General features: G+C 51.5%; 13 protein-coding genes. 8 read left to right on the forward strand and 5 right to left on the reverse strand.

The features are described from left to right. Positions 1–13: 13 nt before the first annotated feature. Positions 14–802: a siderophore-iron reductase FhuF gene (gene fhuF, locus FN037_RS20260; protein WP_138361834.1), complete on the forward strand. Its 789-nt coding sequence runs from the start codon at positions 14–16 to the stop codon at positions 800–802. A gap of 42 nt (positions 803–844) precedes the next feature. Here the strand turns inward: fhuF and FN037_RS20265 are convergent, their stop codons facing one another. Continuing rightward, the gene (locus tag FN037_RS20265) at positions 845–2,188 is read right to left on the reverse strand and encodes a PTS sugar transporter subunit IIC (protein ID WP_138361833.1); all 1,344 of its coding nucleotides are present in this window, start codon (positions 2,186–2,188) and stop codon (positions 845–847) included. Between the two features lie 344 nt (positions 2,189–2,532). Here FN037_RS20265 and FN037_RS20270 point away from each other — a divergent pair, with 344 nt between their 5' ends. Next, positions 2,533–2,991, forward strand: a complete 459-nt coding sequence (locus FN037_RS20270) for a YbaK/EbsC family protein (protein ID WP_138361832.1) — start codon at positions 2,533–2,535, stop codon at positions 2,989–2,991. Between the two features lie 57 nt (positions 2,992–3,048). Here the strand turns inward: FN037_RS20270 and bglJ are convergent, their stop codons facing one another. The 4 genes from bglJ to pobA all read right to left on the reverse strand — a co-directional run bounded on the left by bglJ (position 3,049) and on the right by pobA (position 6,718). Further along, positions 3,049–3,687 carry a DNA-binding transcriptional activator BglJ gene (gene bglJ, locus FN037_RS20275; protein WP_171034904.1) on the reverse strand — a complete coding sequence of 213 codons (639 nt, stop codon included), beginning with the start codon at positions 3,685–3,687 and terminating at the stop codon, positions 3,049–3,051. Next, positions 3,677–4,369 carry a LuxR C-terminal-related transcriptional regulator gene (locus FN037_RS20280; protein WP_171034903.1) on the reverse strand — a complete coding sequence of 231 codons (693 nt, stop codon included), beginning with the start codon at positions 4,367–4,369 and terminating at the stop codon, positions 3,677–3,679. Before FN037_RS20280 ends, bglJ begins: the two co-directional genes overlap by 11 nt. Positions 4,370–4,642: 273 nt before the next feature. Next, positions 4,643–5,512: a helix-turn-helix domain-containing protein gene (locus tag FN037_RS20285; RefSeq protein WP_142503050.1), complete on the reverse strand. Its 870-nt coding sequence runs from the start codon at positions 5,510–5,512 to the stop codon at positions 4,643–4,645. A 21-nt stretch (positions 5,513–5,533) separates the two neighbouring features. Next, positions 5,534–6,718 carry a 4-hydroxybenzoate 3-monooxygenase gene (gene pobA, locus FN037_RS20290; protein WP_138361830.1) on the reverse strand — a complete coding sequence of 395 codons (1,185 nt, stop codon included), beginning with the start codon at positions 6,716–6,718 and terminating at the stop codon, positions 5,534–5,536. Positions 6,719–6,998: 280 nt separating this feature from the next. Here pobA and FN037_RS20295 point away from each other — a divergent pair, with 280 nt between their 5' ends. The 6 genes from FN037_RS20295 (at position 6,999) to opgB (ending at position 12,738) form a co-directional block, all read left to right on the forward strand. Continuing rightward, positions 6,999–7,775, forward strand: coding sequence for a threonine/serine exporter ThrE family protein (locus tag FN037_RS20295; RefSeq protein WP_138361829.1), 777 nt, complete (start codon positions 6,999–7,001; stop codon positions 7,773–7,775). Further along, on the forward strand, positions 7,766–8,239 hold the full coding sequence (locus FN037_RS20300; protein ID WP_138361828.1) for a threonine/serine exporter: 474 nt from the start codon (positions 7,766–7,768) through the stop codon (positions 8,237–8,239). The genes FN037_RS20295 and FN037_RS20300 overlap by 10 nt, the downstream gene beginning before the upstream one ends. Positions 8,240–8,345: 106 nt before the next feature. Continuing rightward, positions 8,346–8,888, forward strand: coding sequence for a primosomal protein DnaT (dnaT, locus tag FN037_RS20305; RefSeq protein WP_138361827.1), 543 nt, complete (start codon positions 8,346–8,348; stop codon positions 8,886–8,888). 2 nt (positions 8,889–8,890) lie between these two features. Further along, positions 8,891–9,628 (forward strand): DNA replication protein DnaC, encoded by a 738-nt coding sequence (gene dnaC / locus FN037_RS20310; protein WP_138362050.1) that lies wholly within the window; start codon positions 8,891–8,893, stop codon positions 9,626–9,628. Positions 9,629–9,693: 65 nt separating this feature from the next. Further along, the gene (locus tag FN037_RS20315; RefSeq protein ID WP_138361826.1) at positions 9,694–10,188 is read left to right on the forward strand and encodes a DUF2501 domain-containing protein; all 495 of its coding nucleotides are present in this window, start codon (positions 9,694–9,696) and stop codon (positions 10,186–10,188) included. A gap of 258 nt (positions 10,189–10,446) precedes the next feature. Continuing rightward, positions 10,447–12,738, forward strand: coding sequence for a phosphatidylglycerol--membrane-oligosaccharide glycerophosphotransferase (gene opgB / locus FN037_RS20320; protein WP_142503051.1), 2,292 nt, complete (start codon positions 10,447–10,449; stop codon positions 12,736–12,738). Positions 12,739–12,780 lie beyond the last annotated feature (42 nt).

Consider the following 12,780-nt stretch of genomic DNA (forward strand, 5'->3'; position numbering starts at 1 on the left):
CATTTTATATCCGATGGCTTACCGATCACTCTCATTCAACAATGATCTCATCTGGCGGGCGCCGCTCTCTTCGCCTGAGCAGGCATTGGCGAATACGATTCGGGACAAGATCGCGACATTACGCCCCCATCTGTTGGATTTTCTCCGACTGAATGAACAAGCGCCACATCATGCATTAACCCTGACAGAATGGTCACAGCCGGTGGCGCTAAGTTCCCTGCTGGCGACGTATTCAGACCACATTTATCGCAACCATCCCAAGCATGCGCGTGAACAAAAACCGTTGTTATCCCTGTGGGCGCAATGGTACATCGGTTTACTGGTTCCGCCGCTAATGCTGGCTCTGCTGAGCGAGGAGCGTGCCATTAGCCTGGCGCCGGAGCATATTCGCGTCGAATTTCATGAAACTGGCCGTGCCGCCTGTTTTTGGATCGCCATCCATTCAGCGGAGAACATCTCCGGACAATCCGCTTCATCACGAATGGAAAGGCTGGTCACCCATGCTTTACAGCCCGTCGTTCAGGCGCTGGAAGCCACTGGTGATATCAACGGCAAGCTTATCTGGAGCAATACTGGCTATCTGATCAACTGGTATCTGGGGGAAATGAAAGCCCTGCTGGGGGATGAAAAAGTCACCGAAATTCGCCAACACTGCTTCTTTGAAAAACAGCTTGCCGACGGTCAGGATAACCCGCTGTGGCGAACGGTGGTTTTACGCGAAGGACAGCTCGTGCGCCGCACCTGCTGCCAGCGCTATCGTCTGGCGGATGTTCAACAGTGCGGCGACTGTACGCTGAAATAGCCTTCTCCTGAAACGGGCGACCAGCCCGGCCACCCGTCATGTTTATGCCGTCTGCTGACTCTCCGCGGCAATACGCTGCGCCTCTTCTGCCTCCTGGGTCAGCAACTGTTTCTCGTACACTTTAAAGAATGGGAAATAAATGATCGCCGAAACGCACGCCAGAATAACGACCAGAATAGCTGCCCGGAAATCCCAGCCTAACGCCCATGCGCCGCCAATCGGTGCCGGCGCCGTCCACGGCACCACTGAAATCACCCGGCTAATCAGGTCCAGCTTCATTGTCGCCCAGGCCAGTACCGCATTAACCATCGGCGCCAGCAGGAAAGGAATAAAGAACACCGGATTCATCACAATTGGCGTACCGAAAATCACCGGTTCGTTGATGTTAAACAGGCTTGGCACCACGCTCAAACGACCAATCGAACGCAAATGCGCGGAGCGACTGCGCAGATAGCAAAATACCAGCCCCATTGTGGCTCCCGAACCACCAATGACGATAAAGAATGTCCAGAACGCTTCCATAAAGATATGCGGTAACGGTGCGCCCTGCGCCAGGGCCTGCTGGTTCATGCCAAGATTGGTTAGCCAGAACATCTGCAGCATACCGGAGACAATCGCCGCACCGTGGATACCGGCAAACCACAACAGATGAGCAATCAGTACCGCCAGTAAAATGGCGGGCAACGAATCCGCCGCAGAAACCAGCGGTTTGAAGATAGCCATAATGGCCTGAGGGATCAGCATATCGAAATGATGCTGAATAAACAGACTGAGCGGATAGAGCGTCACCACCACAACCAGCACCGGGATCAGCAGATCAAAAGAGTTTTTAATCATCGGCGGCACCTGATCCGGCAGGCGAATACCGATGTTATGCGCTTTCAGAAAGCGCATCATTTCGACGCAGTAAACCGCCACAAGAAGGGCGGTAAAGATCCCCGTTCCCCCCAGACTATCAACCGGCAAACTGCCATTCGTCTTTGGTGCCGCTACGAGCAGAAAGGCCATAATCGACAGCATCGCGCACATAAAAGGATCAAGCTGATTCGTTTTTTCGTAATGCTTGCCGAGGTTATAGGCAATCGCGGCACAAATGTAGATAGACATAATGCCCATCGTCATATCAAACGGCGTCAGAATTCGCCCCTCATACTCTTTTGCCAGATCCAGCCAGGCACGGGCAATCCCCCAGGTGGTATCCGGCGAAAACGGCGGGTAAGCAAAGACGAGAAGAAAAGAGCCAACAATCATAAACGGCATGGCGGAAATAAAACCGTCGCGGATAGCCATAACATGGCGCTGAGACGAAATACGTCCCGCGGCCGGGCTGATGTAATTTTCTACAAAGCGAAATATCAAATTAAATGCAGCATGGTTAGCAGACATAGCAGCCCTCCTGACAGGCCAGATAAACAGTCCCGGCAACGATTATCTTGCCGCAGCAATGACCCCGGATTGGTGAGTGGGTCAGCACGTCGGATAGCACTCCTGGCGCACTGGCTGCGCAACCAGATCCGGTTCATATACGGCTCTTTTGTTATAGGTGACGCGGGAAATCACGTTGCCAGTATTCATATCTATATGAAAACCCGCAACCGGTTACAGTAACCGGTTGCAGTGATTGTGAAGGAGATCCAGAAATTGGAAAGATTCTTGATTATCCCCCAATGATATTTACACTTTGCGAAGCTTGTGACAGATTTTTAACAAGCCTTAATCAGGAGATTCCAATGAGTCTGCAGTCCGTGCGGCAGTTCTTTGCTGACCGCGCCCCCGATATCGAAATCATCGAACTTAATCAGAGTACAGCAACGGTCGCCTTAGCCGCAGCGGCGCATAACGTTGAGCCCGGGCAAATAGCAAAAACCCTGTCCTTAAAAGTCAAAGAAAGGGTCGTGCTTGTTGTCGCGAAAGGCGATGCACGCCTGGATAATAAAAAACTCAAGGAAGCGTTCGGCGCTAAAGCACGTATGCTAAGCAGTGATGAGGTGGTTACGCTAACCGGGCATCCCGTCGGTGGTGTGTGCCCATTTGGCCTGGAAATTCCGCTGGCGGTTTACTGTGACATCTCACTCAAGCAATACCCCGAAGTCCTGCCAGCCGCAGGATCAATCCATAGCGCCGTTCGCATTTCACCCGAACGAATGGCGCAGTTGACTGACGCCACCTGGATTGATGTTTGCTGTTAAGTAACACCAGGCTGGAGAGAGCAGGCCTCTCGTGCTTCTGGCAACATCCGAGCTCCACTACAGGCGCAGCAGAATATCTGCTGCGCTCAATAGCCCCATATCAGAACTGACGCCAAGCTTAGTCATCGCATTCGATTTATGCGCGCGGATAGTTTTGATATTTCGTTTCAGCTGCGTCGCTATCTCCGCCAGGGAATAGCCGTAGGACATATATCTCAGAATCGTATGTTCCATTGGGCTCAGGATCTGATGACACAACCTCGTTTTTGGGTTCATATCTGCCGCATTTACCTGAGGGTTGAGATTAAGAATCTGCAGCAAGCGTTCCTGCAACTCAATCCGACACGCTGATTTATTCAACAGACCATGTAAACGAGAAGATACCAGATGAACGATCAAACGCATTTCGGCTTCATCATTTGCCAGGACAATTCTTTGTATTTCAGGGTAATAGTGTGCGACTTCATTAAGGAAAAGTAAACTTTCCAGACGCGCTCGACGATTACCCGAAAGTGAAAAAATAATCGCGGAAAAATTATCAGATTTAAATGCTTGCTTTAATGTCTGAGTATCTTTAAAAAAACGAACACAAAATTTCTTATCGCTTTCATTCATTAATATGTGGTGAAGCGCCACTTCCGTCATCGTACATTTTTCGACGACAGCAATATATCGCGTTATGTGATTATTTTCCATTCTGCCGGTCCTCATTGGCCGAATCAATATTCAGCGTTCTCATTCCCTGAACACTGTTAATCCAGGCATACATTTCTGCGTTGCTGCGTAAAGATAAGCGCCGCATAGCGCTATTTTTTTGCGCGCTTATTGTTTTATTACTTTTCTTCAATAAAGCGGCGATTTGATTAATTCCCCACCCTTTTGCGAGAAGCCTCAGCACCTTCCGCTCAGAAAACGTCAGTATGGCCCGTTGATGCATCTCTTCATCAATATTTCCCCTTTCCGGGCGGCATCCCGCCTCGCTGACGCGTTCAGTCGCATTTCCTCCGGGGCAAATCGCGTCGATGAGGTAGTTCACCGGTTCACTGTTAGAAATTAATGTGCTTCCCGACCGCATTAATAACTCAACCGCTAATGGATAACAGGCATCTCCGGCCATAAATACCCAGTGTATATTCTGATATTGAATCATTAAAGAATGGTAATATTCACATATATCTCCAGGTTGATCGATTCCGCTGGAGAGATCTGCAATAACCAGCAGCGCACAACGTAATTGTAGTAAGGTTAACGCTTCCGGAGAGCGACAGAAACTGAATTCGTAATCAGGGCGATACTCCCCCACAATGGCTTTTAGCCCACACTGCATAACCGGAGCGCTACTAATAATAATACAGTGCTTCCCCTCTCCTGGTAACATAAACTCTCCGCTTCCTGTTGAAGATTCAGCCCAGGCAAAAGATCAGATGAATAATTGTGCATCCATCAGATTATTCTGCCGAAATAAATCTTTGTCGTCCCTGGCGAGCACACTATCTCGTGCGCTGAAGTCAATTTATATTATGGCGAGCAACATATTGCCGTTATCCATGCCAATAATTAACATTAACACAGGTATTTGTCAGCAATAAATTAGAAATGGTTAAAACCTTCGTTAGATATGCTAACGCAAGAGAGATGAGCCAACTATGATTTATTTTATTTTCTTCCGAAATGCTTTAGGTGATTCCCCACTATAGCGACGAAAGAAACGGGAGAAATAAGCAGCCTCAGTAAATCCCAAATAATCAGAAAGTTGCGCAATTGTCATGCTGGTATACTGCAGGTTACGACGAGCCTCAAGCATCAACCGTTGATGTAGAACGCCCAGCGCGCTACAGCCATAAAATTCATGGCATAAATAATTCAGATGCGTCACAGATATACCAACCCGCCGGGCATAACCCGTCAAAGGCATATGCTCGCGATAGTGGCTTTCAATAAGACGCGAAAAATGACGCATGACGGTGCGCTTACGTTCAGCTTTATCCTCCGTGATTAGCTGCGATCGATACCGCCGGTTTAACCAGACCAGCAGCGCCCCCAACAGCGAATGCAGCATCATTTCGCGCGCATCATGATCCTCACGGTACTCTTCCTGTATGGCGGTAAACAGGGCCCGGATATGGCTCCTGGACGTTTTCACCGGCACACACTGCGGCTGGTCGAGTACATCCAGTTGCCGCCCAAACTGATTTTCGAAACCTCTAAGCAGCGGCAACGCCAGCGATAAAACATATCCTTCCGTTCCCGGCGAAAAATGAAACCCATGAATACATAACGCCGGAACAACCTGAATACAGGATTCCGTCATCACGGTGGTGGCCCCTTCAATTTCGATGGCAGCCTGCCCTTTATGCAGATACAGCAATTGCACCAACTCCGCATGCTGATGCACGCGGATATGCCATTCATACAGACGGCTACGCTGCAGTATCGATTCACAGTGCAAAAGGTCGGGCGTTGGCCAGTCGCGATCTTCACCATACAGTTTAAAAACGGGAACGATGTTATCTGTCTGCATGATGGCTCCGGATCTTATCGCTTACGCCACACACACCATCGGCAGACCGACATAGTTTTCAGCGATAGTGGTTAAACCGGCACGTGATTCAAGAAAATAGCGACGGTCCGCCGCCTGCATTTTTCTGTCAAACTCGCTTTGCTGGGGGAAGTCATGCAACAGACGCGTCATAAACCAGCTGAATCGCTCACCTTTCCAGACACGATCCAGCGCCAGACGAGAATAGCTTGCTAACAGATCGGCGCGTCCATGGTGATAATATTCACGCAGGATCCGCCACAAATAGTTGACATCGGATGCCGCCAGATTCAGCCCTTTTGCCCCCGTTGGCGGTACGATATGCGCCGCATCCCCCACCAGAAATAATCGCCCATACTGCATCGGTTCCACCACGTAGCTACGCAGCGGCGCGATACTTTTCTCAAGTGAGTGACCAACCACTAACTTATTCGCCAGATCATCAGGCAACCGACGTTTGAGCTCATCCCAGAAACGTTCATCAGACCATGCTTCAACCTTTTCACTGAGCGGTACCTGCAAGTAGTAGCGGCTTCTGGTTAGTGAACGCTGACTGCAAAGCACAAACCCACGCTCATGATGGGCGTAAATGAGCTCCGGATTAACCGGCGGCGTATCCGCCAGCAGCCCAAGCCAGCCAAACGGCCAGACGCTTTCATACTCTTTAAGGATGCCGTCAGGAATACTTTGCCGGGAAACACCGTGAAACCCATCGCAGCCCGCAATAAAGTCGCACGCCAGACGGTAGTTTTCACCATCGCAGCGAAACGAGATCGAGGGCCGGTCGCTTTTCGCATCATTAATGATGACGTCCGTAACGCCATACATAATCGGTGCTGCGCATTCCGCACGCGCCGCCATTAAATCGCGCGTCACTTCGGTCTGCCCATAAACCATGACGCTTTTGCCTTCAGTAAGCTCCGTCAACGCAACCGGTACGCGCTGTCCCTCAAACAGAAACTCGATCCCGTGGTGCACCAGACCCTCAGCATCCATCCGCCGGGCAGCGCCCGCTTCACGCAACAACTCCACCGTTCCAGTTTCCAGAATCCCCGCACGAATCCGCCCTAACACATACTCAGGCGTTTGCCGCTCAAGAATGACCGTCTGGATCCCCGCGTTATGTAACAACTGCCCCAGCAGGAGTCCGGAAGGACCCGCGCCGATAATCGCAACCTGTGTTTTCATAGGATCGCCTCAGCAAGTTAATTATTTGTTGATTTTTTGTTTATTAAAAGTTCGAATTTGCATTTTTGATAAGTCGGGCAGGAAAAAGAAGGTAAGAATTGGTGCAAAAATTGCACTTTTTATCAATCTTGCGGAAATGTGGCAGAGGTCAAATTCCAGAGGCCAACAGACGGGCGATTTTTTACACATTGTTTGATCCTGACCGCTCAGCTAAAACAAGACTTCAGGTAAAAGTATCGCCAGACACGACAGCATCAGGCATCACGGACAGCAGGTATTTATGCAAGCAACGCAGGCAACTCAACGCGCAATCACGCGATTGTGCATTCAATGTGGTCTTTTCTTATTACAACATGGCGCAGAGAGCGCACTGGTTGAGGAGCTTTCAACCCGCCTGGGACGGGCATTGGGAATGGATAGCGTTGAAAGCGCCATCTCTTCCAACGCGATTGTGCTCACCACCATTAAAGATGGTGAATGTCTGACGTCAACGCGGAAAAATGCCGATCGCGGCATCAACATGCATGTCGTTACGGAAGTTCAACACATTGTGATTATGGCGGAGCATAAGCTGCTGGATTATAAGGATGTTGAAAAGCGGTTCGCGCAAATCAAACCGCTGCGCTATCCGCGCTGGCAGTTGGTTTTAATGGTCGGCCTCTCCTGCGCCTGCTTTTGTAAACTCAACAATGGCGGTTGGGACGGGGCATTGGTGACCTTCTGCGCCAGCGCGGTGGCCATGTATATTCGCCAGGTACTCACTCACCGCTCAATGCATCCGCAGATTAACTTCTGCCTTACCGCCTTTGTGGCCACCACAATATCCGGACTGATGCTGCGTCTTCCGGCTTTTGCCGGTACGCCGACAATCGCGATGGCCGCCAGTGTACTGCTGTTGGTTCCCGGTTTTCCGCTGATTAATGCCGTTGCCGACATGTTTAAAGGGCATATCAATACCGGTCTTGCACGCTGGGCCATCGCCAGTCTGCTAACGCTCGCCACCTGCATTGGTGTGGTGATGGCAATGACCATATGGGGGTTACGCGGATGGGTATAATCATGTATCTCCTCGCCCTTGCGCAGGATATGGTCCTGGCGGCTATTCCTGCCGTAGGTTTTGCCATGGTATTTAACGTGCCGCAGCGCGCGCTGCGCTGGTGCGCCCTGCTGGGGGCCATCGGCCACGGTTCGCGCATGGTGATGATGACGGCGGGTGTTAATATTGAGTGGTCGACATTTATGGCCTCCCTGCTGGTTGGCTGCATCGGGATCCAGTGGTCCCGTTGGTATCTGGCGCACCCGAAAATTTTCACCGTTGCGGCCGTCATCCCTATGTTTCCCGGTATATCCGCCTATACCGCGATGATTTCAGCGGTAAAAATCAGCCACTTTGGCTATTCGCAAGAGATGATGGTGATGCTCTTGAGCAACTTTCTTAAGACCTCGTCTATTGTTGGCGCATTATCTATCGGCCTTTCTATTCCAGGCCTGTGGCTCTACCGCAAACGTCCGCGCGTATAACGGTTCGCGTCGCCGGGTCACCTGCGGCGCTCCTTCCTGAGCGCACCCTATGCTACTATGTGTGCAGTTCCCCTCTTTCATTGTCGTTCAGAGTTGAGATTGATTTATGTCTTCACGAATATTAACTACCGATTTTAGCGGTCTGGATGACTTCATGCAGGATCACGCAACGGTACTGGCAAAATCGGCCAGCGGCGTCGTCGCCGTCTTCGCCAACAATGCCCCCGCATTCTATGCGCTCACGCCGGAACGTCTGGCAACGTTGCTGGAACTGGAGGCCAGACTATCACGCCCTGGTAGCGATATTGCGCTGGACGCGCAGTTTTTTGCCGAGCCTCCTCAGGCGGAACCTTGCGTCGTGCCGATGGGTAAATTTCCAATGTATGCCGACTGGCAGCCGGATGCGGATTTCCAGCGTCTGGCCGCGCTTTGGGGCATTGCCCTGAGCCAGCCCGTCACGCCGGAAGAACTGGCCGCGTTCATCGCTTACTGGCAGGCGGAAGGCAAGGTCTTTCATCATGTCCAGTGGCAACAGAAGCTGGCGCGCAGCGTGCAGATTGGCCGGGCCAGCAACGGGGGTCAGCCGCGACGCGATGTCAACGCGATCAGCGAACCTGATAACCATATTCCACGAGGATTCCGAGGATGAGCATGAAAAATGTCGGCGATTTAATGAAGCGCCTGCAAAAAATGATGCCAGCCCATATCGAACCCGCGTTTAAAACAGGTGAAGAACTGCTGGCCTGGCAAAAAGAGCAGGGCAAACTGCGTTCGGAAGCGCTGGCGCGTGAAAACCGCGCCATGAAAATGCAGCGCACGTTTAACCGCTCCGGCATTCGCCCGCTGCATCAGAACTGTTCGCTGGATAATTACCGGGTAGAGTGCGAAGGCCAGATGATCGCGCTATCCAGGGCGCGACAGTACGTCGAGGAGTTCGACGGCAACATCGCCAGCTTTATCTTCTCCGGCAAACCGGGCACCGGAAAAAATCATCTCGCCGCCGCGATCTGCAATGAACTGCTGCTACGCGGTAAGTCAGTATTAATTATTACCGTCGCCGATATTATGTCGGCGATGAAAGAAACATTTAGCAACCGGGAAACCAGCGAAGAGCAGCTCCTTACTGACCTGAGTAAGGTCGATCTGCTGGTGATTGACGAAATCGGCATGCAAACGGAATCGCGCTACGAGAAGGTCATCATCAACCAGATTGTCGACCGCCGCTCTTCATCAAAACGCCCTACCGGCATGCTGACTAACAGCAATATGGACGAAATGAATAAACTGCTTGGCGAGCGCGTTATGGATCGCATGCGACTCGGCAACAGCCTGTGGGTCAATTTTAACTGGGACAGTTATCGCGACCGTGTGACCGGGAAAGAGTATTAAGATATTTCTGAACCCTGCCAGCGCTATAATTACACGATCGTTAAATCACGGCGAAGAGTATGTCTATGAAATCTACAAAAATGTTGTTCCGCACGGCGATGGTGTCAGCCGCTTTACTGACTTTCGGCGCCCACGCCAGCTCCTGGCAGGATTCTCTTTCCAGCGCCGCTAACCAGCTCAGCGCCCAGAGCGATAGCCAGCAAAGCAGCGGTATATCCCTCTCCTCGCTCACCGGCTTACTAAACGGCGGAAGCCAGTCGTTGACTTCCAGCAGCATGAATAATGCCGCCGGGATTATGTCCTATTGTGCGAAACAGAAGCTGGCATCGGTAACTAATGGCGAAAACATCAAAAATCAGGTTCTGGATAAACTGGGCCTCAACACTGAGGAGAAGCAAAAAGAGGACACCAACTACCTTGAAGGCCTTCAGGGGCTATTAAGTAGCAAAGACGGCCAGCAGTTGAATCTGAATAGCCTTGGCAGCAGCCCACTGGCGGAAAAAGTGAAAACTAAAGCCTGCGATCTGGTCTTAAAACAGGGCGTTAACTTCCTCTCCTGATCCCTTCCTTATCATGCCGCGTTTGGCGACTTAGCTCCGCCAGCGCGGCCGTCATGGCAATTTGTTGCACAGATGTCAGTTTGAGCCCCCTCCGGGCACGATGTGAAGCAGATCAAAAACGGCGTTTTCTAAACCAATTCTGAACCAAAGCACAATTTCATGACCCTATAATTGCAGCAATATGAAGCGGCAATTACAGTGTAGTGTGGAAAGTGATCTGCCCGGCCAGCCGACAGCTGGCATGAATGAGGATGAGCTGTGTCTGAGTTGTTATCTATCGCCCTGTTTCTTGCCTCGGTGATGATTTACGCATTAAAAGCAGGTCGTAATACCTGGTGGTTCGCCGTCACGCTCACCGTACTGGGCCTGTTCGTTATTCTGAATATTACCCTTTACGCCAGCGATTACTTCACCGGCGACGGTATCAACGATGCAGTACTCTATACATTGACCAACAGCCTGACGGGCGCAGGCGTGAGCAAATATATTTTGCCAGGTATTGGGCTGGTGATCGCGCTGGTTGCGGTGTTTGCTGCGCTCGGCTGGGTGCTGCGCCGTCGTCAGCATCATCCTCACCATTTTGGCTACAGCCTTGCCGCACTGGTTCTGGCGATGGCTTCAGTCGATGCCAGCCCCGCCTTTCGCCAGATTAGCGAACTGGTCAAATCCCAGTCACGCGATGGCGATCCCGATTTTGTGGCTTACTATAAAGAACCGTCAAAGAGCATTGCGCATCCGAAGCTGAACCTGGTGTATATCTATGGGGAAAGCCTTGAACGGACTTATTTTGACGACGACGCGTTCCCGAAGCTGACTCCCGAACTCGGAAAACTGAAAAACGAGGGTCTGGATTTCAGCAATACCGCCCAGCTACCGGGTACCGACTACACCATTGCCGGGATGGTCGCCTCCCAGTGCGGGATCCCGCTGTTTGCGCCGTTTGAAGGCAATGCATCGGCCTCGGTCTCCAGCTTTTTCCCGCAAAATATCTGTCTGGGCGATATCCTGAAAAACTCCGGCTACGAAAACTACTTCGTCCAGGGGGCTAACCTGCGTTTCGCCGGCAAAGATGTCTTCCTCAAATCTCACGGCTTCGATCATCTGTACGGTGCGGAAGAGCTCAAAGCAACGGTCGCCGATCCCACCTATCGTAACGACTGGGGATTCTATGATGACACCGTTCTTGATGAGACCTGGAAAAAATTCGTCGCCCTTTCACAATCGGGAAAACGCTTCTCGCTGTTCGCGCTGACGGTCGATACCCATCATCCGGATGGTTTTATCTCCCGCACTTGCCAGCGAAAAAGCTACGAAATCGATGGTAAAAAGAACCTTTCCTTCAGCGCCGTTTCCTGTAGTCAGGAGCATATTGCCGCGCTGATTAACAAGATAAAAGCCTCGCCCTGGTTCAAAAACACGGTCATCGTCGTATCTTCCGATCACCTGGCGATGAAAAACACCGCCTGGGATTATCTGAATAAACAGGATCGCCGGGATCTTTTTTTCGTCCTGCGCGGCGATCAACCGCAGCAGGATATCCTGACGGTCAAGCGTAATACGATGGACAACGGCGCAACGGTGCTTGATATCCTCGGCGGCGATAACTTTATTGGCCTTGGCCGCAGCAGCCTTTCCGGCGAGTCGCTTTCCGCTATTTTCCTGAACATGAAAGAAAAAGTGCTGGCATGGAAACCAGATATCATCCGGCTGTGGAACTTCCCTAAAGAGATGAAGAATTTCACCATCGATGCGCAGAAGAACATGGTTTCATTTTCCGGCAGCCATTTCCGCCTGCCGTTACTGCTGCGTATCTCCAGTAAGCGCGTTGAACCGCTGCCGGAAAGCGAATACTCTGCGCCATTGCGCTTTCAGTTGGCTGATTTTGCCCCGCGCGACAATTTCGTCTGGATCGATCGCTGCTACAAGATGGGCCAGCTATGGTCGCCGGCGCTGGCGCTCTCTACGGACTGGTGCGTATCGCAGGGACAGTTGGGCGGCGAACAGCACGTCCAGCGTGTCGACAAAGCGCAATGGCAGGGCAAGACGGCGTTCAACGATACCCTTATCGACATGGGGCGCTATAAGAGCAATGTTAATACCCTGAAGATTGTCGATAACGATATTCGTTATAAAGCCGACAGTTTCATTTTTAACGTTGCCGGCGCGCCGGAGGAAGTGAAACAATTCAGCGGCATTTCCCGCCCGGAATCATGGGGGCGCTGGTCCAACGCGCAGCTTGGCGGTGACGTGAAGATAGAATATAAAGCGCCGCTGCCGGAGAAATTCGATCTGGTGATTACCGCCAAAGCCTATGGTCCGAATGCCAATAAGCCAATTCCCGTACGCGTTGGCGACAGCGAGCAAACGCTCACGCTGGCTAACACCGTCACCACCACCACCCTGCATTTTGATAATCCGTCACGCAGCAATACCTTGACCATTACGCCGCCAGATCCGCAGTCAACCAACGAGGGCAATATTCTCGGTCATTCCCCACGCCAGCTCGGTATCGGTATGGTTGAGATCAAAGTGGTAAAACGCGAAGGATAAAATAAACCCGCCCGGCGACTTTCTGTGCCGGGTCGTGGTGAC

This window comes from Klebsiella sp. 2680, assembly GCF_900198535.1.
Classification (GTDB): domain Bacteria; phylum Pseudomonadota; class Gammaproteobacteria; order Enterobacterales; family Enterobacteriaceae; genus Klebsiella; species Klebsiella indica.

Excerpts from the sequence above, each read along its gene's own strand:
- fhuF (WP_138361834.1), top strand. The coding sequence starts at position 14 with ATGGCTTACCGATCACTCTCATTCAACAATGATCTCATCTGGCGGGCG.
- FN037_RS20265 (WP_138361833.1), bottom strand. The coding sequence starts at position 2,188 with ATGTCTGCTAACCATGCTGCATTTAATTTGATATTTCGCTTTGTAGAA.
- FN037_RS20270 (WP_138361832.1), top strand. The coding sequence starts at position 2,533 with ATGAGTCTGCAGTCCGTGCGGCAGTTCTTTGCTGACCGCGCCCCCGAT.
- bglJ (WP_171034904.1), bottom strand. The coding sequence starts at position 3,687 with ATGGAAAATAATCACATAACGCGATATATTGCTGTCGTCGAAAAATGT.
- FN037_RS20280 (WP_171034903.1), bottom strand. The coding sequence starts at position 4,369 with ATGTTACCAGGAGAGGGGAAGCACTGTATTATTATTAGTAGCGCTCCG.
- FN037_RS20285 (WP_142503050.1), bottom strand. The coding sequence starts at position 5,512 with ATGCAGACAGATAACATCGTTCCCGTTTTTAAACTGTATGGTGAAGAT.
- pobA (WP_138361830.1), bottom strand. The coding sequence starts at position 6,718 with ATGAAAACACAGGTTGCGATTATCGGCGCGGGTCCTTCCGGACTCCTG.
- FN037_RS20295 (WP_138361829.1), top strand. The coding sequence starts at position 6,999 with ATGCAAGCAACGCAGGCAACTCAACGCGCAATCACGCGATTGTGCATT.
- FN037_RS20300 (WP_138361828.1), top strand. The coding sequence starts at position 7,766 with ATGGGTATAATCATGTATCTCCTCGCCCTTGCGCAGGATATGGTCCTG.
- dnaT (WP_138361827.1), top strand. The coding sequence starts at position 8,346 with ATGTCTTCACGAATATTAACTACCGATTTTAGCGGTCTGGATGACTTC.
- dnaC (WP_138362050.1), top strand. The coding sequence starts at position 8,891 with ATGAAAAATGTCGGCGATTTAATGAAGCGCCTGCAAAAAATGATGCCA.
- FN037_RS20315 (WP_138361826.1), top strand. The coding sequence starts at position 9,694 with ATGAAATCTACAAAAATGTTGTTCCGCACGGCGATGGTGTCAGCCGCT.